The sequence below is a fragment of the Planobispora longispora genome (assembly GCF_016863135.1).
Lineage (GTDB): Bacteria > Actinomycetota > Actinomycetes > Streptosporangiales > Streptosporangiaceae > Planobispora > Planobispora longispora.
In genome coordinates, this window is the sequence record NZ_BOOH01000076.1 from 1 (window position 1) to 22,690 (window position 22,690).

At 72.9% G+C, this 22,690-nt stretch carries 19 protein-coding genes; 4 read left to right on the forward strand and 15 right to left on the reverse strand.

Translation table 11 applies throughout. The annotated features are described in order from the left end of the window. The coding region (locus Plo01_RS38730; protein WP_203895787.1) for a hypothetical protein at positions 1–1,906 on the reverse strand (1,906 nt) is incomplete at its 3' end. Between the two features lie 285 nt (positions 1,907–2,191). On the opposite strand from Plo01_RS38730, the gene Plo01_RS38735 reads away from it, so the two are divergent. Beyond that, positions 2,192–3,187: an ArsR/SmtB family transcription factor gene (locus Plo01_RS38735; protein WP_203895788.1), complete on the forward strand. Its 996-nt coding sequence runs from the start codon at positions 2,192–2,194 to the stop codon at positions 3,185–3,187. Between the two features lie 65 nt (positions 3,188–3,252). Here the strand turns inward: Plo01_RS38735 and Plo01_RS38740 are convergent, their stop codons facing one another. Genes Plo01_RS38740 through Plo01_RS38755 form a run of 4 tightly spaced genes read right to left on the reverse strand, consistent with a single transcriptional unit; the run spans position 3,253 to position 8,877 of the window. Next, positions 3,253–4,824, reverse strand: coding sequence for an aldehyde dehydrogenase family protein (locus Plo01_RS38740; protein WP_239317898.1), 1,572 nt, complete (start codon positions 4,822–4,824; stop codon positions 3,253–3,255). Further along, positions 4,821–6,083 (reverse strand): FAD-dependent oxidoreductase, encoded by a 1,263-nt coding sequence (locus tag Plo01_RS38745; protein ID WP_203895789.1) that lies wholly within the window; start codon positions 6,081–6,083, stop codon positions 4,821–4,823. The genes Plo01_RS38740 and Plo01_RS38745 overlap by 4 nt, the downstream gene beginning before the upstream one ends. 44 nt (positions 6,084–6,127) lie before the next feature. Then, positions 6,128–7,552 (reverse strand): aldehyde dehydrogenase family protein, encoded by a 1,425-nt coding sequence (locus Plo01_RS38750; protein WP_203895790.1) that lies wholly within the window; start codon positions 7,550–7,552, stop codon positions 6,128–6,130. Next, a complete protein-coding gene (locus tag Plo01_RS38755; RefSeq protein ID WP_203895791.1) occupies positions 7,549–8,877 on the reverse strand; it encodes an acyl-CoA dehydrogenase family protein in 1,329 nt (442 codons plus the stop codon). Before Plo01_RS38755 ends, Plo01_RS38750 begins: the two co-directional genes overlap by 4 nt. 232 nt (positions 8,878–9,109) lie before the next feature. Between Plo01_RS38755 and Plo01_RS38760 the strand changes: the two genes are divergently transcribed. Further along, positions 9,110–9,895, forward strand: coding sequence for an IclR family transcriptional regulator (locus tag Plo01_RS38760; RefSeq protein WP_239317900.1), 786 nt, complete (start codon positions 9,110–9,112; stop codon positions 9,893–9,895). A gap of 31 nt (positions 9,896–9,926) precedes the next feature. On the opposite strand, the gene Plo01_RS38765 is transcribed toward Plo01_RS38760, so the two are convergent. The 3 genes from Plo01_RS38765 to Plo01_RS38775 all read right to left on the reverse strand — a co-directional run bounded on the left by Plo01_RS38765 (position 9,927) and on the right by Plo01_RS38775 (position 12,283). Beyond that, complete coding sequence (locus Plo01_RS38765) at positions 9,927–10,634, reverse strand: hypothetical protein (RefSeq protein ID WP_203895792.1); 708 nt, start codon at positions 10,632–10,634, stop codon at positions 9,927–9,929. Positions 10,635–10,928: 294 nt separating this feature from the next. Continuing rightward, the gene (locus Plo01_RS38770; protein WP_239317902.1) at positions 10,929–11,615 is read right to left on the reverse strand and encodes a class I SAM-dependent methyltransferase; all 687 of its coding nucleotides are present in this window, start codon (positions 11,613–11,615) and stop codon (positions 10,929–10,931) included. Positions 11,616–11,620: 5 nt separating this feature from the next. Then, positions 11,621–12,283 (reverse strand): TetR/AcrR family transcriptional regulator, encoded by a 663-nt coding sequence (locus Plo01_RS38775; protein WP_203895794.1) that lies wholly within the window; start codon positions 12,281–12,283, stop codon positions 11,621–11,623. Between the two features lie 85 nt (positions 12,284–12,368). Here Plo01_RS38775 and Plo01_RS38780 point away from each other — a divergent pair, with 85 nt between their 5' ends. Next, the gene (locus Plo01_RS38780; protein WP_203895795.1) at positions 12,369–13,316 is read left to right on the forward strand and encodes an NAD(P)-dependent alcohol dehydrogenase; all 948 of its coding nucleotides are present in this window, start codon (positions 12,369–12,371) and stop codon (positions 13,314–13,316) included. A gap of 27 nt (positions 13,317–13,343) precedes the next feature. Here the strand turns inward: Plo01_RS38780 and Plo01_RS38785 are convergent, their stop codons facing one another. The 7 genes from Plo01_RS38785 to Plo01_RS38815 form a co-directional block, all read right to left on the reverse strand. Beyond that, entirely contained in the window at positions 13,344–15,221 is a 1,878-nt protein-coding gene (locus Plo01_RS38785) for a tetratricopeptide repeat protein (RefSeq protein ID WP_203895796.1), read from the reverse strand. 327 nt (positions 15,222–15,548) lie between these two features. Continuing rightward, positions 15,549–16,484, reverse strand: a complete 936-nt coding sequence (locus Plo01_RS38790; RefSeq protein ID WP_203895797.1) for a fumarylacetoacetate hydrolase family protein — start codon at positions 16,482–16,484, stop codon at positions 15,549–15,551. Positions 16,485–16,511: 27 nt separating this feature from the next. Next, entirely contained in the window at positions 16,512–17,450 is a 939-nt protein-coding gene (locus Plo01_RS38795) for a VOC family protein (protein WP_203895798.1), read from the reverse strand. Positions 17,451–17,471: 21 nt separating this feature from the next. Next, the gene (locus Plo01_RS38800; protein WP_239317904.1) at positions 17,472–18,503 is read right to left on the reverse strand and encodes an amidohydrolase family protein; all 1,032 of its coding nucleotides are present in this window, start codon (positions 18,501–18,503) and stop codon (positions 17,472–17,474) included. Then, positions 18,500–19,627, reverse strand: coding sequence for an FAD-dependent monooxygenase (locus Plo01_RS38805; protein WP_203895799.1), 1,128 nt, complete (start codon positions 19,625–19,627; stop codon positions 18,500–18,502). Before Plo01_RS38805 ends, Plo01_RS38800 begins: the two co-directional genes overlap by 4 nt. Positions 19,628–19,634: 7 nt before the next feature. Beyond that, positions 19,635–20,594, reverse strand: a complete 960-nt coding sequence (locus tag Plo01_RS38810) for a cyclase family protein (RefSeq protein WP_203895800.1) — start codon at positions 20,592–20,594, stop codon at positions 19,635–19,637. Next, positions 20,594–21,589 (reverse strand): fumarylacetoacetate hydrolase family protein, encoded by a 996-nt coding sequence (locus Plo01_RS38815; RefSeq protein WP_203895801.1) that lies wholly within the window; start codon positions 21,587–21,589, stop codon positions 20,594–20,596. The genes Plo01_RS38810 and Plo01_RS38815 overlap by 1 nt, the downstream gene beginning before the upstream one ends. A gap of 108 nt (positions 21,590–21,697) precedes the next feature. Here Plo01_RS38815 and Plo01_RS38820 point away from each other — a divergent pair, with 108 nt between their 5' ends. Continuing rightward, the gene (locus Plo01_RS38820) at positions 21,698–22,621 is read left to right on the forward strand and encodes a LysR family transcriptional regulator (RefSeq protein WP_203895802.1); all 924 of its coding nucleotides are present in this window, start codon (positions 21,698–21,700) and stop codon (positions 22,619–22,621) included. Positions 22,622–22,690 lie beyond the last annotated feature (69 nt).

A 22,690-nucleotide genomic window follows, 5' to 3' on the forward strand; every position in this document is an offset into this window, starting at 1 on the left:
CTTGGCTGGAGGAGTCGGCGTCCTTGATGCGGGTGCCGTCGGCGATCCGGGCCGGCAGCGCGTCCCAGACGCGGGCCGGGATGACCTGCAGCGGTCTCGGGCCGTATCCGGCGGCTTCCAGCTCGGCCATGCTGTGGAAGTCGACTTTCGCGCCGCCGACGACTCCGCCCTGGCTGGGCGAGCCCGCCTTCCCGAGCCGCGTCCCATCAGCGATCTTCGTCGGCATCGCGTTGAACGCCCGGGCGGGGATGATCCGGACGATCGGCCTCCAGTCGGCGCTGTAACCGCTGTCGACGACCTCCTGGGGGCTGGCGAAGTTGACGCGCGCGCGGCCGACGATCGCCGCCACGGGCGTGCCCTGTCCCTGCACCAGCGTTCCGTCGATCGGCATGTCGTCGCGGATCTCGTTGAAGGCCCGGAGCGGGATGGCCCGTACCTTCGACGGCCAGTCGGCGCCGTATCCGGAATCGACGACCTCCTGAGGGCTGGCGAAGTTGACCCGGGCGCCGCCGACGATCGTCGCCACGGGGCTGGACGCGCCTCCGCCGGTTCCCTGGATCAGGGTCGAGTCCGAAGGGACGCGAGGGTGCGCGTTGAAGGCCCGGAGCGGGATGGCGCGGACCTTGGACGCCCAGTCGCCGCCCTGACCCACGTCGATCACCTCCTGCGGGTTGGCGAATGGGACGAACGCGCCGCCCACCGCCATCGCCACGGGCCCGGACACGCCTCCGCCGGTGCCCTGCACGAGCGTGCCGTCGACCGGGCTGAACCCGAGGAGGTTGTAGCTGCCGGCGCTGATCGCGACGACCCGCCGCTGCCAGTCGCCGCCTTGGCCGACGTCGATCACTTCCTGCGGGCTGGCGAAGGGGATCAGCGCGCCGCCGATCGTCATCGCCACCGGCAGGTCGACGGCCCCGGCCTTGGCCTGGACGAGGTTGCCGTCGGCCGGCACGCGGTTCATGTGGTCACGGGCGTCGATCGACCAGTTCGACACCTTGACCGGAGTGCCGCAGTTCACCGGGGTGGCGCAGGAGTCCTGCCACAGCGGGGCGCCGCCGACGAAGACGTACACCCGGCCACGCTGGTCCACCGCCGACGAGCCGTTGCGCGGAATCGCCGGGCCGGCGTTGACGACCGCCTGGGTCGTCGGCCGCGACTGGGGCAGGCAGATGTTGTCCGCGCAGGTGGCCTGCCAGACCGGCGCCCCGCCGACCATTTTGTAGATGCGCCGGGTATCGGTCGTGTGCAGCACGGTTCCGTCCGCCAGGCCGTTGACGGAGGTCACCGGCGTGGGGCCGGACGAGGGCGGGTTCACCGAACCACCGCTGCCGCCGCCACCACTGGGCAGTACGTACTTCCAGTTCCTGCAGTAGTTCTCGGGAAGAGATCCCTCCGGGTAGTCGCAGATGTGGTAGGCGTGCGGCCAGCGGACGATGCTGTCGAGATGCGATCCGCAGGAGTGGGTGTCCGTCTTCCAGCCCTTGTAGATGCGGACGAACTTCCAGACGGCGAGCAGACGCGTCTCCCAGAACTCTCCTCTGGGGGCCTTCACCGGGTGGGTCACCTTCTCGCTGAACGTCAGGGACTCTGCGATTGTGTAGTTGAAGCTTCCGGCTATCTCCACGATGTTGCTGAAACCCAAGGAGACTCCGTAGTCCTGCGTGGTCTCCGAGGTCACCGACTCGCTGATCTCGATGGTGTCATCCACCGCGCGATCAGGTGATCCGTAGCGGTAGGTCTTGCCGACGGGTTCGAGCCACTCCTCCGGCGCGTGCCTCGTCTCGTACGGCTCCGCGTTGCGGCACCGGTCATGCGCCCAGTCGGCGCGGGCGGGGGAGGGGGAGATCGTCAGAGCGATGAGGGCGGTGGAGAAGATGACGAGCGACGTCACCAGCGCTCTGATCACCCGTGTTTGCCTTCCCGGCATGCGTTTCCTCGTTGTCGTGGTCGATTCAGATGTCGTCGTGGTCGATTCAGATGCCGTCTCGAAACGCCGCCGTGATGGAAGCCGACCCGCGGCATGAGGCCGAGCCGTTCTTTCTCCGGTGGAAAGTCGGCCCGCTCACTGTCGCAGGAAGAAATCGAGCGCCGTGAGGCTTGTAAGTCCTGGCTTAACCGCGCCGCTCAGCGCCTCGTGTGACGGTGCGGCGACATGGTGTGACGGCGATACCGACGCTTGAACGGGGAGCGGATGCACCGGATCCATTTCACCGCCGACGACGTGGCGCGGGTGCGGGTGGCGCCGACGCTGGGCCCCATGGCCGAGACGCTGTTCAGCCTGACCACGCTGCGCAGGCGCGCCGAGGAGACCGCGTTCGGCGGATGGCGGCGCCGGGTGCGCGGCGGCCTCGGCCCGCGGTCCGCGGTCCTGGCCGCCATCGCCCCCGCACGACTGCCGTGCTTCGACATGGCCCTCCTGGCCGGACCCGGCCGCGACCTGGCCGAGAGCGCCGAGACCTTCCTGGCCAGCCCGCGCCGGGCCGTACGGGCGGAGCTGGACTTCTACGCCGGCCACCACGGCCGGGTGCCGGCCGCGCTGGCCGGGCTCATCGACACCCCCGCCGCCCGGCGGGAGGTCCTGTCCACGGTGGAGGCCTACCACCGCGCCGCCGTCGCACCGCATTGGACGGCCATCCGCGCGCACCTCGACGCCGAACGCGCCCGGCGTGGCGCGATCCTGCTCGACCACGGTGTCGACGGCCTGCTGTCCAGCCTGCACCCGGACATCCGGTGGACGCCGTCGACCCTCCACGTCAATGCCGGCGACCAGTTCGACGACGACTTCGTCCTCGACGGACGGGGCCTGCTGCTGGTGCCGTCGTTCTTCCTGCGGGCCCCGGGAGTGATGTACGACCCGATCGATCCCACCGACTACATCCTGATCTACCCCGCCTCCCTCGGAGCCGACCACGCCGCGGGAATCTGGACGACCGGCACCTCGGCACAGGCGCTGGCCAACCTCCTCGGCCGCACCCGCGCGTCGGTGCTCACCGCCATCGCCGACGGGGTGGCCACCACCGGCGCCCTGGCCCGCCGCCTGGACATCTCATCGGCGGCGGTCAGCCAGCACACCACCGTGCTACGCGAGGCGGGCCTGATCACGACCCTCAGGCATCACAGCAACGTCCTGCACAACCCCACTCAGACGGGGCTGACCCTCCTCGACCGCGAGCGCACACCCGTCTGACGTGAAAGGCCGCCCGGCGGGCGGAAGCGGACTGCGGACCGGACCGGCGGCGCCTCTCCCACCCTCTACGGATCCTCCTCTCCGGCCGGGTAGGCGCCGGCGGGCATGCCGGGACCGCCGGGGCGGAAGGCCGCGGGGGCGTGGACCACGGTGCTCTGGACGTACTCCAGCAGGCCCTCGTCGGCGTACTCCCGCCCGTACCCGCTCCGCTTGGTCCCGCCGAACGGCGCGCGCAGGGACATGCCCGTCCGGTTGTGGGTGTTGACGAAGGTGAAGCCCGCCTCCAGCCGGGCCGCGAAGGCGAAGGCACGCTCCTCGTCGGCCGACCAGACCGACGCGCCCAGGCCGAGCTCGCAGGCGTTGGCACGGCCGGCAACCTCGTCCTCGTCGTCGTAGAGCAGCAGCGGAACGGCCGGGCCGAACTGCTCCTCGGCCACCAGCGGCGCGTCGTCGGCCAGGCCGAGCACCAGGCGCGGAGTCACGAAATATCCGTCACGCCTGCCGTCCGGGGCACGCCTGCCGTCCGGGTCGTGCTTGCCATTCGAGTCGTGCTTGCCGTCCCGGTCCTGGCGGTCGGCCCGTACTCCCAGCGGGACGGCGGTGCCGCCGCGCCGGAGGGAGTCCTCGACCAGCGCCTCCACACGTCGCGCCGCCTGGGCGGAGACGACCGGCCCCATGGTGGCCCCGGGATCGAGAGGGTCGCCGGTGACCAGGATCCGGCGGGCGGCGGCGACGTAGGCGTCGACGAAGTCCCCCGCCCGGTGCCGGGGGACGTACAGCCGCTTGGCGGCCATGCACACCTGGCCGGAGGTGGCGAACGACGCCATGACGAGGCGCTCGAAGCCGGCCTCCGAGAGCGCGAAGTCCGGCAGGAACACCGCCGGGTCGTTGCCGCCCAGCTCCAGCACCACCGGTTTGCAACCGTGGCCCGCCGTCGCGGCGATCTCCCGCCCCGCCGCCGTCCCGCCGGTGAAGGCGACCTTGCGGACCAGGGGATGGCCGACCAGCGCCCGGACGGTCTCCGGCCCGCCGTGGACGACGGACGTTCCGGGGAACAGCCCGGCCGCCTCGGTGACCGCGAGAGGGGCCAGCGGCGAGGGCTTCAGCACCGCCGTGTTCCCCGCCGCCAGCGCCGGGCCCAGCTTCAGCACCGCCAGGATGATCGGCGCGTTCCACGGGGTGACCGCCGCGACCACCCCGTACGGCGCGCGCCGCACCGCCAGCCGTCCCGCCGCGTCGTCCGCCTCCCGCGGGGCGAGGACCCGGGGAGCCCGATCGCACAGCCATCTCAGATAGGCGACGGCGAAGCCGATCTCTCCCCGGCAGTCGCCCACGGGCTTGCCGGACTCCCGCGCCAGCAGCACCGCCAGCGCGTCCCTCCGGGCGGCGAGTGCGTCGGCGGAGGCCGTCAGGGCGGCGAGACGGTCGGCGAGCGGCAGCCGCGACCAGTCCCGGAACGCGCCGTCGGCCCGCCGCACGACGGAGTCCACCTCCGCCGGGTCCGCGACCGGGACCGCCCCGACGATCTCGTCCGGCCGGGCGGGGTTCTCCCGCTCGATCCATATGGCGCCCGATCCCGTCTCACCGGGTTCCGTCTCCGGTCGCGCACCGGCCCCGGAGACGGCGGCCGCGCTCACTCCGGGTCTCCGGGACGGAAGGTGGAGATCATCGAGGAGCGGAGCAGATGCTCCCGGGCCGCCGCCGGGTCGGCCGCCAGCGCGCGCAGCTCCTCGGCGCGGGTGGCCCCGGAGCGGATCCGTTCCCAGTTGGCATGGCTGACCCGCTGGACGTGGTCGAGCGCGACCGCGCGCCTGCGGGCGGCGACCGCCTTCAGCCGGGCCAGCCGCCCGCCGTACGGGCCGGAGGCGGTCAGGAGGCCGGCCAGCGCCGCGCCCATCTCGACGGCGTCGTGGATGCCGCTGTTCATGCCCATGCCGCCGAGCGGGTTGTTGACGTGGGCGGCGTCCCCGGCCAGCAGCACGCGGCCCTGCCGGAAGCGGGCGGCCACCCGCTGGTGGACCCGGTAGATCGAGGCGTGGGCCACCTTCCAGTCCCGTCCCGGGTCGGCGACGCCCCGCAGGCGCGCGGCCAGGCGGCCGAGCTCGGCGGCGTCGGGGGTGCCGGAGGGGGTGGGCAGCAGCACCCGCCAGTGGTCGGGAGTGCGCAGCAGCACCAGCCACTCGACCGGGTCGGACACGTAGGCGACCGGGCCCAGGCCAGGCAGCAGTTCCGTCAGGTCCTCGTCGGTGGAGGCGACCAGGAACCGCTCGGGATAGGTGACGCCCTCGAACGGCACGCCCAGCGCCCGCCGTACCGCCGAGTGCGCGCCGTCGGCGGCGATCAGCCAGCCGCCGCGCACCGGCCCGCGCGAGGTCTCCACCACCACGCCGCCCGCCCGCGCGGCGACCCCGGTCACCCGGTGCCCGAAGCGCACCTCGGCCAGGCCCGCCAGCTCCCGCAGCAGGATCGGGGTCAGCTTGCTCTGCTCGCACTGCACCCGGAACGGGTAGGGCGTGTCCCCGGCCAGCAGGCCCAGGTCCAGCTCGGCGAGCACGCCGCCGCTCCGGTCGCGGTACTGGAAGGTCCGCGTGACCAGGCCGCGTTCCAGCAGGGCCGGCAGCACGCCCAGGTCGTGCAGCATCTCCAGCGTCGGGGGATGGAACGTGGAGGCGCGCGACTCCGCCGACAGCTCCTCGCCCGCCTCCAGCACGGTCGCCGCCACCCCGCGCCTGGCCAGCACCAGCGCCGCCGTCAGCCCCACGGGCCCGGCCCCCGCCACGACGACCTCGGGAACCCCGGGGCCCTCCGAGCTCTCGGGCCTCTCGAAGCTTTCGGATACCTCGGAGACCTCGGAGACGTCGAGGGCATCGACGTCCTCTCCGGCGGTTCCGGTCACGGTCGCATCTCCTCCCGCCTCCTCCTCGTCCGCACCGGCGGCGCTCACCCGCCGGTGTGCAGGGCGAAGCCGCCCTCGACGCCGACGACCCGCGCGCCGGTGAAGAACCTCAGGGTCTCCGCCGTGCCCTCCTCGCCGAGCCCGGACAGGCCCCAGGCCGGGCGCGGGGTCATCAGGTGCAGGCTCATGATCGAAGAGCCGTTCACCTTGACCTCACCCGCGCGGATCCGCCGGGCGACGGCCAGGGCCGCCTCCTCGTCCGCGCCGCACACGTAGCCCTCCAGCCCGTACGGCGCCGCGTTGGCCAGCCGGACCGCCTCCTCGACGTCGTCGTAGCCGACCACCCCGGCGACCGGGCCGAAGACCTCGTGCTCCAGGTCCGTCGCCACCAGAGTGGGCGCGAGGAAGTTCCCCCTGCCCGGCATCGAGCCGTAGGAGGCCGAGGGCAGTCCCGCGACGGCCGCGCGCACCCGGTCGCGGTGGACGGAGTGCACGAGCGGGCCGAAGTCGGTGGCCTCCTCCAGGGGCGGGCCGGCGACGAGCGCGGCCAGGCGTCCGCCCACGGCCTCGACCAGCTCCCGCTCCATTGCGCGGGGGACGATCAGGCGGCCCAGGGCGCGGCACCACTGCCCGTTGAGCGTGGTGAGCAGCTCGGCGGCCATCCGCGCGGCGGTGTCCACGGGGGCGTCCGGCAGCACCACCAGCGGGTTGTTGCCGCCGAGCTCCAGCTGGACGGGGCGCATCAGGGGCGCGCTCGCGGCCGCGACGCTCCGCCCGGCGGGCAGGCCGCCGGTGAAGGAGACCGCGCGGATCCGGGGATCGCCCGCCAGCCGCGCCCCGGTCTCCGGGCCGCCGTGCAGGAACTGGAACACCCCCTCGGGCACGTGCTCGGCGATCACCTCGGCGAGCAGCTGCGCGCCGTACGGGGCGAACTCGCTCACCTTGAGGATCACCGGGCAGCCCGCGGCCAGCGCACAGGCCACCTTGTGCGCCGCCATCGGGGCCGGGGCGTTCCAGGGCACCAGGCAGAGCGCCGGGCCGAGCGGGAGCCGGTGGACCTCGACCCGCCGCCCGTCCTCGCGCGTGGCCGAGCCGAGCAGCGCCCCCGACCGCAGCTGCTCCGCGGCCAGCCGGAACGATCCGCTGACGATCACTCCGAGCGGCGCGGCCTGCCGGATCGGCACGCCCGTCGCGAAGGACTCCAGCGCCGTGATCTCCGGGAGCCGCCGGTCGAGGGCGTCGGCGATCGCGTCGAGGGTCCCGGGCCCGACGGCGGGGGAGCCGGACGGGGCCGCCCGCGCCGCGGCCTCCGCGACGCCGAGCGCCCGTTCGATCCGCTCCGGGCGGCTCGCCCGCGCCCGGCCGACCGGTTCGCCGGTGGCCGGGTCCTCCAGGTCGAAGCCGAGATCCTCGCGCGCCGGGCCCCAGGCCCCGGCGACCAGGTCCCGCGGTTCCGGCGGATCGATCACGAATCCTCCAGGGGGGAACCGGAACGCGGGCCGGGGGAGGGGGCGGACGCCGTGGCGGAAGCGGAAGCGGGGGCCGTGGTGAACAACTCGTTCTCCTTGGCGGAGGTGACGATCTGGGCGACCTCCAGCCTGCCGCGCTCGGCCGGGAAGGTCATCACCAGGCCCATCGCCAGATCCCGCAGGGCGCGGCCGGCGACGCCGCCCATCATCGCGCCCGAGGTGCCGCCCGCCGTGAAGGCGCCCAGCGCCACCTGGAAGCAGGCCTCGGTGACCGATCCCTTGCCCAGGCGCCACTGCTTGAAGACCTCCTGTTTGGGGCGCCGCGGCGGCTGGCTGCTCTCCAGGTCCAGCTGGTAGCGGAGCCACAGGTAGGCCGTCTCCAGCTGCCGGGTCATCTCGCCGATCAGCTGCTGGTGCACCGGGGAGGAGGCGATCGGGCGGCCGGTGTCGGCGAAGGTCTTGCGGGTCGTCGCCTCGATCGTGTGGTCGTAGACGTTCTGCGCGCAGCCGGTGTAGACGGCGGCGATCGCCAGCTGGTTGCCCACGAAGCTGCCCCGGCTCATCCGGAGCATCCGGGTGAAGGCCCCCGGAACGGTGAGCGCCTCGTCGTCCGGGACGAACACTCCCGCGAGCCGGATGCCGTTGTTGGCGGTGGCGCGCATGCCCAGGCCGTCCCAGGCGTCGCGCACGCTCACCCCGGCGGCGTCGCGCGGAACGAAGAAGGTGGCCAGTCCCTCCGCGGTGCCGTACCCGTCGAGTCTGGCGGTGGTCAGGTAGTAGTCGGCCACGCCGGTGGCGCAGCCGAAGGACTTCTCGCCGTCAAGGATCCAGCCGCCCCCGGTCCTGCGCGCCGTGGTGGTGATGGTGATGTTGGCGCCGGAGCTCTTCACCGACTCGGAGGCGAAGTTGGCCAGCCAGACCCCGTCCGCCATCCGGGTGAGCACCTTCTCGGCGAACGCCCGCACGGCGGGGATCTCCTCCTCGCCGAACAGTCCGGCGTCGATCGCCTCCAGCGGCAGCAGCCCGCGGGAGGCGCTGGTGTTGTGGAAGAAGTAGGCCAGCGCGGTGGAGGGGCAGGCGGTGCCCATCGCGTAGGTGGCGGCGGCCAGGTCGCGCAGGGTGCCGCCGAGCCCGCCGTACTTCTCGGGCACCACCAGGCCGAGCAGTCCCGCCTCGCGCAGCAGGCCGACATGCCCGGCGGGGAAGGCGGCGAGCCGGTCGGCCTCCTGGGCCGCCTCCCGCAGCGCGGGCAACACGGCGTCGACCCGGGCCGCGCGCTCGCGCTCCGCGTCGGTCATGTCTTCGACGAGACGTTCGCCGATCATGGAACAACCCCCTGACTCAGGGAAGAACCGGCCGTGGTCGCGGCGGGGCGCTCGGCGGGCCGGTGTCCGCGTCCACCTCGACCGCCGTTTCACTGTCGGAAACGCTGTAACGCAGACGGTAACGATTGGACTTCGGGCGTGTCAACGCCGATGGGAAACGCGCACCGCCGGTTTTCCCGGCTCCGCGGCAGGGTGTTTCCCATGGGGAAATCCTTCGCCCTACACTGGCGCTGTGCCAGCCGACGAGTCCGAGAACCAGAGCCGGTCGATCGCCGCGGTGGAGCGGGCGATGGACGTGCTGCTGCTGTTCGGCCGCAGCGACCGCCCCGACCTGGGGGTGACCGAGATCGCGGCCGAGCTGGGCCTGACCAAGGCCGCCGTCCACCGCATCCTCACCGCGCTGCGCAACCGCGAGCTCATCGCCGCGGACCCGGTGACCCGCCGGTACGCCCTCGGCCACGCCGCGATCGCCCTCGGCCGGGCCTACCTGGCCCGCACCGACCTGCGCGTGATGGCCGGCCCCGAGCTGCGCCGGCTGGCCGCGCAGACGGGGGAGACGGCGACGCTGTCGATCCGGCGCGGTGACACCCGGCTCTACGCCGACCAGGTGGTGCCCGAGCAGGAGCTGCGGATGGAGGTGACGCTCGGCATCCCGTACGCGCTGCACGCCGGGAGCTCCTCCAAGGTCATCCTCGCCTTCCTCCGCGAGGAGGAGGTCGACGGATACCTCGCCCGGCACAAGCTGGAGCCCATCACCGAGGCGACGATCACCGACCCGGAGAAGCTCCGTGCCGAGCTGGCCGGGATCCGCGCCCGGGGCCACGCGGTCTCGCTCGGCGAGCGCCAGGTCGGCGCGGCCTCGATCGCGGCCCCCGTCTTCGACCGCGACCGCCACGTGGTCGCCGCCATCAGCGTCTGCGGCCCCATCACCCGCTTCGAGCCCCGCATGGACGACTGCGTCCCGCTCCTGATGGAGGCCACCGCCCGCATCTCGGCCCGGCTCGGCTACCCCGGTTAGACCCCGGTTCCCGGCCGGAGGGCGGGTTCCGTCAGAGCGCCGCCCCCGGCTTGAGCACCCCGAGGACCGCGGCGCCGAGCACGCTGCCCCAGATCACCCAGACGTACGGCAGGCAGCCGTCGATCGAACGCCTGAGGGCGCCCTCCCTCTCGGGCGTGGAGCCGGCGGCCGTCAGCTCGCCGAACGCCGGGCCGAAGGGGCGCAGGGTCAGTCGGATGCCCAGTCCCGCCGCGACGGCCAGCGTGTAGAGCAGGACCTTGGCCCCCAGCCAGCGGGGATTGGTCGAGACGCCGAACGGCGCCTCCGCCGCCAGCGTGTACGCCGCCGCGGAGGCCATGACCGCGATGAGGCCGATCCGGATCGCCCAGTCGCCCCGCCGGACCCAGGGGAAGCGGCCGCGCGTGCGGTGGTCGGTGATCGTCAGCGCCAGCCATCCGGCCGCCAGTAGCCAGGTCAGCGCCACCGACCACCACGGGAACAGCGCGATCCCGGCGAACGTCGCGCCGTGCGGGGCCATGGCCATCAGTGTGACGCCGCTCGGCAGGAACAGGACCAGGCAGATCTTCGGCCCCAGATCGAGACCACTCATGATCGCCAATGCCGTGGCCCGAGCCTGGGGGGTCAGCGAAGGCCTGAGCACGAACCGGCTGGAGTAGAAGACCCCGAGGTCTCCTCCCAGCCAGAAGACGAAGAGCACCAGATGGAGAACGATCCACCAGCCGTACGGGTGCGGGCCCATGTGTTCTCCTCGGTACGGGCGGGCTTCTCGGCGCGATCCGGGCGGCGGCGTCCCCGGTCTCCCCGGTCTCCCTCGCGGTGCGGGACGCGGCGGGAGCCGGGTGGCTGCACGGAATGCCCGGATCATCATAGAGGAAACGATGTTTCCTTGGAAGAAACGAGTTCCCGGCGCGCCCGGAAGGCCGCCGCCGTACCGGACGCGCCGATCGCGGCACCGTCCCCGGCGAAGCGACGATCACCGTCCGCCGGCGGAGACGGCTGTCAGTGGGGTGCGGCGCTCAGCGGGGTACGGCGCTCAGCGGGGTACGGCGCGCACCCACTCGCGGGTCGGGTCCAGGAACTCGGAGACGGTCAGGTCCGCCTGGTTGAGTTCGCGCTCCAGGCAGTCGTCGTCGAGGCGGCGGCTGAGGAAGGTGTGGGTCCAGCGCCGGTCGCCGACGGTGTACTCCATGGTGGCTTCCAGCAGACCGGTGCCGGGCCGGCGGATGCCGGTCATGCGGGCGGTGCTGCCGTCGTCGGCGGTGCGCTCGAACGGCTGGAGGGTGTCGTACCACTCGGGGGGTTTGCGCTGCAGGATGACGCATCCGCCGGCGGCCGCGTGACGCCGGCAGGTGTGCAGGAAGGCGGCGCGCAGGTCGTCGTCGGCGGTCTCGACGACGAACGACATCAGCAGCACCAGGTCGAAGGTCCGGTCCAGGGCCAGGGTCTGGATGGGGGAGCAGACGGTCTCGGCGCCGGTGATGTGGGCGAGCATGTCGGGGGACTCGTCCACCGCGACGACCTCGTGGCCGAGGGCGAGCAGGGGGTGGGTGACGCGCCCGGTGCCGGCGCCGAGCTCCAGGACGGACGCCCCGGGCGGGACGGCGGCGTGGATGAGCTCGGGTTCGCCCCGGGCGGTGAGGGTGGCGTAGTAGTCGACCGCGCAGCCGTCCGGGGTGATCGGCCCCGGACCCGTGCCGTGGTAGAGCCGTCGTGAGATCACGTCTCTCATTCTGCGGCGCCGTCGGCGAGCAGGCGTGCCTGGAGGCTGTCGAGAATGAGGTCGAGGCCGAACTCGAACTCGTCGGCGTAGTCGTAGGAGCGGTTCACCACCTGCTCGGTGATCATCTCTGCCAGGTGCGGGTAATCGTCGAGAGGCACCCGTCGCCGGAGCTGATCGACGAACTCGTCGACTCCTTCACCGGCCTCGAAGGGCAGGTTGAGCTCGGTCAGCACGAAGCCGTAGACGTAGGCGTCGATCGCGGAGAAGGCGTGCGCCGCCAGCGCGACCGAGAAACCGTTGCGGCGCAGGCAGCCGAGCACGGTGTCGTGGTGCCGGAGCAGGGCCGGCACCGAGTTCGTGCGCGACTCGATGAGTCCCAGCGCCCACGGGTGTTCTGATACGGCGGTGCGGGCCGACGCGGCGCGGTCGGCCATCGCCCGCCGCCACGGCTGCCGCGGATCGGGCAGCTCGATCCGGGTGAAGAACCAGTTCACCAGCTCGTCGAGCAGCGCCTCCTTGCCGGTGACGTGGTGGTAGAGCGACATCGCCTCGACGCCGAGCTCCTTGCCGACGTTGCGCATGCTCACTTGGGTGAGACCGCCGCGGTCCGCGACCCGCACCGCGGCGTCGATGATGCGGTCGTGGCTGAGCGCCGGGCGCCGGGGCATGCGGGAGCCTTCCGGATGGAGCTTGTCGACTTACAGGTGTAAGGCTAGCATCGAAGGAAAACTTACAGGTGTAAGGGAGTGGCTCATGCATGCCGCGGTCATCGACAGGTACGGCGCTCCCGAGGTCGTGCGCGTCGCGAAGGTTCCACGGCCCGCACCCCGTGCCGGCGAGGTGCTGGTGCGCGTCAGGGCGGCGGCGGTCACCTCGGCCGACTCGCGCATTCGCGGGGCCCGGTTCCCCGGGGGGTTCGCGCTCTTCGCGCGGCTGGTGTTCGGCGTCTTCCGGCCCCGCCGCGCGATCCTGGGCAGTGCCTTCTCCGGGGAGGTCGAGGCCGTCGGCGCCCGCGTCCGCGACATCGCGCCCGGTGACGAGGTGTGCGGCATGACGGGAGCGCGGCTGGGCGCCCACGCCGAGTACGTCGCGGTGCCGGCGGAGAAGCTCGCCCGCAAGCCGTCCGCGGTGAGCCACGAGGACGCGGCCGGGGTGCTGTTCGGCGGCACGACGGCGCTGTTCTTCCTGCGGGACAAGGCGTCGGTGGGTCCCGGCATGTCGGTGCTCGTCAACGGCGCGTCAGGCGCGATCGGCACGAACGCCGTGCAGCTGGCCAAGCACTTCGGCGCGACGGTCACCGGTGTGACCAGCTCGGGGAACGCCGGACTGGTGGCCGGGCTGGGGGCCGAACGGACCATCGACTACGCCGAGGACGACCTGACCGGCACCGCCGACCGGTTCGACGTGGTGCTGGACACCGTCGGCAACCTGTCGATCGCGTCCGGCCGGCGTCTGCTGACCGCACGGGGAGTGTTGCTGCTGATCGTCGGGAGTCTGGGCGACACCGTCCGCGCCCGCGGCAACGTCGTCGCCGGCGTCGCGCCCGAACGCGTCCGGGACTTCGAGCTCCTGCTGCGGCTGGTGGCCGACGGCACGATCACCGTCGTGATCGACCGGGTCCACGACCTCGGCGACATCGCCGAAGCCCACCGCAGGGTCGACAGCGGCCGCAAGGTCGGCAACATCGTCGTGCGCCCGTGACGCGGCGGGGAACGGCAGGAGAGCGGGTCACGGCCGGGCGCCGAGGGCGGCGAGTTTCGTGCGGACCCGATCCGCGTCGAAGCGGTGCACGGCGTCGAGGACGGCCAGGGTGCGCTCCCACGTGTCCCGGGCGGCCTCGACGTCACCGGCGGCGCTGTACGCGTCGCCCAGCCGGGCGAGGAGCACGCCTTCGCCGTCGCGGTCGCCGAGGTCCCGGCGGAGGCCCAGGGCGTGGCGGTAGCACACCGCCGCCCGGTCGTGGCGGCCGAGCCGGTACTCGGCGTCGCCGAGGTTGTGCCAGGTGATCGCTTGCCCGCGACGATCACCGAGCTCTACGAACTGGGCGAACGCCTCCCGGTACGACGCGATGGCCTGCTCCTGGTCGCCGAGCGTGGAGTGGTACCAGCCGACCGCGTTGAAGGCCTCGGCCCGTCCGCCCGGCTCGTCCGCGGACCGGTAGAGGAGCAGGGCCTGACGGGCGTGGTCGAGTGCTTCGGCGTGGTGACCCCGCCGGGCCCGTACCCGGGCCAGGAACATCAGGGCTCCCGCCTGCCCGAGCGGATCATCGGCGTGCCGGAAGAGGTCGACGGCGTGATGGAGGTGTTCCCGCGCCTCGTCGAAGCGCCCCAGGCGGAACTCCGCCTGGCCGAGGTTCCGACGGGCTCGGGCCAGCGCCGCCGGGTCGGATGCGCGCTGCGCGACCGCGACGGCGATCCGTTCCACGGTCGCGAGCCCGTCCCAGTCACCGCGCAGGCAGAGGAAGCCCTGCAGAGCCTGGGCGAGTTGCCGCGCTCGCCCGTCGAACCCGGCGGCGGCGCTCTCCACCATGGCGACCAGGGTCTGACGCTCGGCGGTGAACCAGGCCAGGGCCTCGTCGTAGGTGGCGGGGACTTCCGCTTCGGTGGCCGGCCGCGGGGGAGGAAGCGCGACCGGGTCCTGCCGAGGCTCGATCAGCCTGCTCGCCGTGCACGCGAGGTGCAGGTAGTGGTCCATCAGCCGGCGGCTCGCGGCGCGCCGCTCGTCGTCGGTGTCGTCACGGTGCGTTCGTTCCATGGAGTAGACCCGCAGAAGGTCGTGGCAGAGGTACCGGCCGGGAAGATGTTCGAAAATCAGGTGCGATCGGCTCAACTCGGTCAACGTCGATGACGCGTGAGCCACGGACAGGGCAGCCAGGCAGGCCGCCGACGCGACGGACACCTCCGGCCCGGGATGGAGGCCGAACAGCCGGAACATCCGCGCGGCGTCCGGGGACAACGCATGGTACGACCACGACAACACCGCGCGCACGTCACCCGCCGCGTCGTCGTCGCTCAACACGTCCAGCCGTCGATGCGCCTCGCGGAGCTGCCGGGCGAACGCGGCCAGGGGGAACGCGGGGCGGGCGGCGGCGTGAGCGGTGACGATGGCCAGGGCGAGAGGCAGCCGCGCGCACCGCGTGATGATCTCCTCGACGGCCTCCGGCTCGGCTGCCACCCGTTCCGGGCCGAGGCGCTGCTCCATCAGCCGGTGCGCGTCGTGCCCGGGCAGCAGGTCGAGTGTCACCGAGTGAGCGGCGTCCGCCGTGACCAGGCCGGTCAATTCACGGCGGCCGGTCACCAGCACCACACTGCCCGGAGAGCCGGGGAGCAGCGGGCGGACCTGTTCGGCGTCGCGGGCGTTGTCCAGAACCAGCAGCATCCGTCTGGTGGCCACCAGGCTGCGGTAGAGCGCGACCTGAACCTCCGCGGAGTCCGGGATCCGCCGGGGTGACAGCTGGAACGCGTCCAGGAACCCGCGGACGGCCTCCCCCGGCGCCATCGCCGATGCGGCCGGGCCGAATCCGCGCAGGTTCACATACAGCTGCCCGTCGGGGAACTCGTGGGCCACCCGATGCGCCCAGTGCACGGCCAGTGTGGTCTTGCCCACGCCGGCCGCGGGGAGGCGCGTCCGAGCGCGGCCTGGCGCATCTCCCACGTGACCCAGCTCACGACGAGCACGCCCAGGCCGATGCCGACCGGCCAGCTCCAGTCCTGGGTGAAGACGTTCGTCAGGGCGCCCGCCAGGAAAGCCAGGGCGGTCGAGACGCCTGCCGGAAGCCCTCGCCTCACCCATCCAGCCACGGCCTCACCATCCAGCGAGCATCAAGCGCAGGGGCGGTTGCCAATCACTATTCCAGTCACTATTCCAGCCGATGCGCACCGGTTGCCGCGACCGGCCGGACGGACGGATCCGGGGGATGCCGGCGTCCCGCGGTCAGGGGCGGTCGCGGGGGCGCTCGCGGGCGGACGGGATCGGGGCGGGGGCGACGCCGGCGACGACGGTGTTGGAGACGGAGCCGATGCCCTCGACGGTGAGGGTGACGGTGTCGCCGGGCTCCAGCGGAGGCGGGTCCTGGCGGCCGCGCAGGCCCCACAGCTCGGCGAGGCAGCCGCCGTTGCCGCAGGTGCCCGAGCCGAGCACGTCGCCGGGCCGTACCCAGGCGCCCCGGGAGGCGTAGGCGACCAGGTCCTCGAACGGCCAGCCCATGTTCGACAGCAGGTCCCGGCCCACCTCGGCCCCGTTGACCTCGGCCGTCAGCGCCAGGCGCAGGAAGCCGTCGGCGTCGCGGTACGGCTCCAGCTCGTCGGCCGTGACCAGCCACGGCCCGAGGGTGGTGGCGGAGTCCTTGCCCTTGCAGGGGCCGAGTCCGACCTGCATCTCCCGTGACTGCAGGTCACGGGCCGACCAGTCATTGAAGATCGTGTAGCCGAAGATGTGGTCACGGGCCTGTTCGGGGGAGAGGTCGCGGCCCTCGCGGCCGATGACCGCGGCCACCTCCAGCTCGAAGTCCAGGGCGTGGCAGCCCGGCGGCACGGGGACGTCGTCGTGGGCGCCGATCATCGCGTAGGGGTTGGTGAAGTAGAAGGTCGGCGCGTCGTACCAGGCGTCCGGGACGCCCGCCGCGCCGCTCACGCTGCGGCGGACGCCCTCGACGTGCTCCTCGAAGGTGACGAAGTCGCGGACCGCGGGCGGCTCGACCGGCGGGAGCAGCCGCACCTCGGCCAGCGGCACGGCCGCTCCGGTGTCCGGGAGGGATCCGGTACGGATGACGTCCAGGAGCCCGGCTCCCGGCGGGAAGGGCAGGATCGCGTCGCCGTCGACGATGCCGCTGCGGCGCAGACCCTGATGGCGGTAGGTGGCCAGACGCATGGTGCTCTCCGGATAGCCAGGTGCGGATCAGACGGGCGGGGCGACGAAGACGCCGCGGTCGACGTCGTTGAACGACTCCTTGGCGACCAGCTCGTTCATCGGGTTGGCGGTGCCCCACTGGTCGGTGACCTCCGGCTGGGAGAAGTCGTGGACGTGCGGGTGCCAGGCGTCCTCGTCCAGCTCCTCCAGCTCGGTGGTGTACTCCACGGTGTTGCCGTGCGGGTCCATGAAGTAGGAGAAGGTGTTGTCGCCCGCCAGGTGGCGGCCGGGGCCCCAGACCATGCGCACCCCGGCGCGCAGCAGCCGGCCGGTGCCGTACATGTACTCGTCCAGGCCGCGCAGTTCGAAGCTGATGTGGTGCAGCGAAGCGTGCGGGCCGCGCGCGATGGCCATGCTGTGGTGCTGGGGGTTGCAGCGCATGAAGTGCATGACCTGGCCCATGCGCGGGTGGGCCAGGGTGTCGGAGAGCGCGAAGTCCAGGTGGGTCTCGTACCAGACGCGGGTGGCGTCGATGTCGGGGGAGTTGAGCACCACGTGCGAGAGCCGGACCGGCACGGACTCCTTGGCCTCCAGCCTGCGGTGGGCGCGCACGGCGACGTCGGCGGAGACCTCGACGGTGCGGCCGTCGAGGTCGAAGAAGCGGAAGCCGTACCCGCCGCCGGGGGTGTCGATCTTCCCGGGCTCGGAGATCAGCCGGACGCCCGCGGCGCGCAGCCGCTCGGCGAGGGCGTCGACGTCGGCCGGGGCGGCGGCGCCGAAGGCGATCAGGTCCAGGCGCTTCTCCTCGGCCTGGCGCAGCCGGATGATGTACTGCTCGGGCGAGCCCTCGGCGGCCAGGAACGAGATGCCGCCGTCGTTGGCGACCTCGGTCAGGCCCCAGACGCCGGAGTAGAACTCGCGCTGCCTGGCGTAGTCGGGCACCGCCAGGTCGACGTGGCGCAGATGGGTGATGAGACGGTCGGTCATGGTCGTTGTTCCTCGGAGTCCTCAGAGATCGAAGAGGGCGGCGGCGTTGCCGCCGCGGATCGCGTCGTGGGCGGCCCGGTCGAACCCGGCCGCGCGCAGCCGGTCCAGGGGGTCCTCGACGCCCATGTCGAAGGGGAAGTCGGAGCCGAGCAGCACCTGGGACGCTCCGGCGGCGCCGACGAGGGCGCGCAGGGCGGCGGGCTCGTAGACGAGGGAGTCGAACCAGATCCGCCCCAGGTAGGAGCTGGGCGGCTCGGCGCAGCCACCGGCCTCGGGCCGCACCCGCCAGCCGTGGTCGGCCCGGCCCAGGTACGTGGGCAGGTATCCGCCGCCGTGCGCGGCGAGGACCTTCAGCTCCGGGTGCCGGTCCAGCACCCCGGAGAAGATCAGATGCGACAGGGCGACGGCGTTCTCGACCGGCTGGCCGACGACGTTGGACAGGTAGAAGCGGTCGAGCCGCTCGTCCAGCGTGCAGCCGAACGGGTGCAGGAAGACCACCGCCCCGCTCTCCGCCGCCCGCGTCCAGAACGCCTCGTACGCCGGGTCCGACAACTCCCGGCCGGGGCCGTGGGAGGAGATCTCCACGCCCTTCAGGCCCAGCCCCAGGGCGTGGTCCAGGAGCTTCACCATCAGCGAGGGGTGCTGGAGCGGGACCAGGCCCAGGCCGTACAGCCGGTCCGGGGCCTGCGCGCAGTGCTCGGCGACGCCCTCGCCGGCCAGGCGGCAGACCTGCTCGGCGAGATCCTCGCCGGCCCAGTAGTGGTAGTGCGACGGGGACGGGCTGACGATCTGCGCGTCCACCCCGGCGGCGTCCATGTCGGCCAGCCGTACCGGCGCCTGCGTGAGCCGCGCGATCCGCTCGCCGACCATCCGGCCCGAGACCGCCATGGACTCGGGGCCGTTGCGGTGGGCGTCCAGCTCCCGGTGCTCCTGGAGTCCCGGCTGCCCGGCCACGGCCTGCTCGACCTGCGGCAGGATCACGTGCGCGTGCGCGTCGACAGTTCTCATCGGCTCGGTGCTCGTGGGCTCGGTGCTCGTGGTGTCGGTGTTCATGGGCGCTGCGTCACCATCGCGGCGATCCGCCCCATCAGCCCCGGCACGTCCGCGTCCGGCACCGGGTTCAGCTGCCAGTCGGCCAGCCGCACGGACGCCTCGACCACGGCCTTCGCACGCTCGTGGCGGCGGTCCATGAAGGCGTCGAACAACGGCTGGTCGATCCGGTCGGCGGCGAGCAGCAGCTCGGCCAGGACGGCGGCGTCCTCCAGGCACTGGGCGGCGCCCTGGGCGAGGGTGGGCGGGCAGGCGTGGGCGGCGTCGCCGATCAGGACGACGCGCCCGCGGTTCCAGGGCCGGTCCACCAGCAGCGACTCGAACCAGGTGTAGTTGATGCGCTCCGGGTCGGTGATGTCGGCGCGGATCTCGTCCCAGGCGCCGCCGTACCCCTGGGCCAGGGCCAGCATGTGGGCGGGCTTGTCGGCGTCGGCGACCGACTCGCGCGGCCGGGCCTTCTCCACCAGGTAGGCGTACATGGTGTCCTCGCCCGTGGGGCAGTACCCGGCGATGAAGCACGGGCCGCCGTAGATCAGGTCGGTGCGCTCGACGTCCTTGGGGCGGCGGGTGTGGACGCGCCAGATGCCCATGCCGGCCGGCTGGGGGACGACGTCGATCCCGATGAGCCGGCGGACCGCGGAGCGGATGCCGTCGGCGCCCACGACCAGGTCGTAGGTCTCTGCGGTCCCGTCGGACAGCTCCGCCCGCACGCCGTCGCCGGTGTCGGTCAGGGCGGTCACGGTCAGGCCCGGCCGGAGCCGCGCGCCGGCGTCCCGTACGGCGTCGGCGAGGATCGCGGCCAGCTCGGGGCGGTTCATGCCGAGCGTCGCCGGCAGGCCGGGGCCGCCGGTGCGGGCGTCGGGGATCTCGGCGATTAGGTCCCCGCCGGGGGTCCGCAGGCCGAGGGAGTCGAAGGCGAAGCCCGAGGCGCCGACCCGGTCCCAGACGCCGAGGTCGCGCAGGACCCGCAGCGCGTTGCCCTGCAGCGTGATGCCCGAGCCGAGCACGGTGGGCTCCGGGTTGATCTCCGCGACGTCCACGGCGACGCCGCCGCGGGCGAGCAGGATCGCCAGGGCCGATCCGGCGGTGCCGCCCCCGACGATGAGGACGTTCCCTGGTGCTGTCATGGAGACCTCACTTGATGGCGATGGGGTTGACGGGGGAGCCGACCGCGCCGGTGACGGGCAGCGGGGCGGCGGTGAGGAAGAACTCGTACACGCCGTCGGCGGCGCAGTGCGCGGCCAGGGCGTCCAGGTCCCACATCTCGCCGATGAGGAGCCCGATGTGGGGGATGACGACCTGGTGCAGGGGCTGGAAGGCGTGGTCGAACTCGTTGGGACGGACCTCGAACCCCCAGGTGTCGGTGGCGACGGCGGCGATCTCGGTGCGGTGCAGCCAGCCGGCGGCGGTGAACGACAGGCCCGGGGCGGGGCCGCCGGCGTAGTCGCCCCAGCCGTCGCGGCGGGCCCGGGTGAGCTGCCCGGTGCGCACGCACACGATGTCGCCGCGGCCGATCGCGACGCCGTGCGCCTCGGCGGTGGCGACCAGGTGCTCCTCGGTGACGGCGAAGCCGTCCGGCAGCTCGCCGTCGTCCCCGAGCACGCGGCCGACGTCGAGCAGGACGCCGCGGCCCGCCACGGCCGCGGCCATGTGCTCGATGCCGGTGACCAGGTCGCCGGCCGAGGTGACGACCCTGTCGGCGGGACGGCCGTTCCATGCCAGGCCGTGGTCGAAGATGTGGCCCAGGCCGTCCCACTGGGTGGAGCACTGCAGCGGCATGGCGATGACGTCGTCCGCGCCGCCGAACCCGTGCGGGAAGCCCTGGTCGCCGTGGACGGCGTCCGTGCCGGTGTCGGTCATGGTGTGCACCGGGTTGGTACGGCGCCGCCAGCCCTTCTGCGGCCCGTCGGTGTCGAAGCTCTGGGAGAGGGAGAAGGACACGCCGTGCCGTACCAGCGCGGCGGCCTCGCGGCGCTTGGCCCCGTCGATGAAGTTGACGGTGCCCAGGACGTCGTCGTCGCCCCAGCGGCCCCAGTTGGAGTACTTCGCGGCGGCCTCGGCGATGGCGCCCTCGGGGTCGGTGCGGTCCGGCATCACACCTCCCGGGAGGACGGTTCGGCCACGCACCGGTTGCGCTGGACGCCCAGACCGGTGATCGTCCCCTCCATCACGTCGCCGGGACGGAGCAGCCGGCCCCAGTGCATGCCGTTCCCGGCCGGGCTGCCGGTGAGCACCAGGTCGCCGGGGAGCAGCTCCACGGTCTGCGAGACGTGGGAGACCAGCCGCGCCACATCGAAGATCATGTCCTTGGTGGACTCGTCCTGCATCGCCTCGCCGTTGAGCCGGAGGGTCACCCGCAGGTCACCGGGGTCGGCGACGAAGGCGGACGGCACCAGGTAGGGGCCGAGCGGGGTGAAGGTCGGGGCGTTCTTGGCCCGCAGCCAGTCGGTGCCGATCTCCGGCATGTCGCGGCGGAACACCAGCTCGCGGGCCGTGAGGTCGTTGGCGATGGTGTAGGCGGCGACGTGCTCCAGCGCGCGCTCGGCCGGGACCCGGAAGGCCGGGCGGCCGATCACCGCCGCCAGCTCCAGCTCCCAGTCCGGCTTGGCGCACCAGGACGGGATCACCACGTCGTCGTACGGGCCGGTGACGGAGGAGGGCAGGCCGATGAACACGTACGGCCGGTCCTCGGCGGCGCGGCGGTCCATCATCGCGGCGACCTCGGCCCGCACCTGCTCGGCGGGGCGGCCGTCCGCGGGCTCGTGCGCCACCGCCAGGTCGATGACGTGGGTGCGGTAGTTGGCGCCGGACTGCAGGATCTGCCGGGGCTCGACGGGGGCGTGCACCCGCAGCTCCGCGAGCGGCAGCCACGTGCCCTCCGCCGATCCGGCGGCGGCGCGCAGCAGCGGCAGCGCGGTGTCCCAGCGTTCCAGCAGGGCCCGCGTGGTCAGGTCCGGTGCGCCGAGCGCGGGGACGGTGCGCAGGTCCAGGGCCCGGTCTCCGGCGACGAGACCGGGGAAGGCCGGGCCGTCGCCTGCGGAGAAGGTGCCGACCGCGAACGGGCCGGCAAGAGGCGAGTGTGTTTCCACGATGTTTCCTCCCGGTGCGGTGCCCTTAACCTTGGGCTAACCGGGCGGATCTGGGAAATCGATTCTCCTGATTGAGGAAATCCACCGGATGGATAATGAGGAGGGGTCGTGAACCTCGCCAGCCTGGACCTGAACATCGTGGTCGCCCTGCGCGCCCTGCTGGAGGAGCGCAGCGTCACCCGGGCCGGGACGCGGATCGGGCTCAGCCAGCCGGCGACCAGCGCCGCGCTGGCCAGGCTCCGCCGCCACTTCGCCGACGACCTGCTGGTCAGGAAGGGCAACACCTACGAGCTGACCCCACTGGGCAGCGCGCTGCGGGAACCCGTGGCGAGCGCCTGCGTCATGCTGGAGCGGCTCTTCACCAGCCGGGCGGACTTCCGGCCGGGCGCCGAGCAGCGCGACTTCACCCTGCTCTCCTCCGACTACGCCATCGCGGTCTTCGGCGCCGAGCTCGCCCGCACCCTGCACGCCGAGGCGCCCGGTGTCCGGCTGCACTTCCAGAACCTGGACGGAAGGATCGTGGAGGACACCGACACGGTGCTCAGCGGCGTCGACGGCGTGCTCATGCCGCACGGGGTGATCAGAGGTTTCCCCGCCGTGGAGCTGTACGGCGACGAATGGGTGTGCCTGGTCGCCGCCGACCACCCCGGCATCGGCGACCGCGTCACCCTGGACGACCTGGCCCGGCTGCCCTGGGCGGTGTACCGGCGCTTCTTCGACGCGCCGGTCACCCGGCAGCTGAGCACGCTGGGCCTGGAACCCCGCGTGGAGGTGTCCGTGCAGAGCTTCCACCTGCTGCCCAACCTGGTGGCCGGGACCCGCCGGGTCGCCCTGGTCCAGCGGCGCCTGGCCGAGATGCTGCGCGGGCTCGCGCCCGTCCGGGTGCTGCCCTGCCCGTTCGATGCGGCGCTGCAGGAGGCCCTGTGGTGGCATCCCGTGCACAGCCAGGACGCGGCGCACATCTGGCTCCGCGAGAAGGCGGCCGAGGTCGGGCGGGCGCTGCGGGGGCAGGACTATCCACCGCGTGGATGAGGGGTATCAGAACTTCCCGTCTTCCGCGCACCGCGCCCCTTGCCTGACAGTGCTGTGCACCATCCCCGC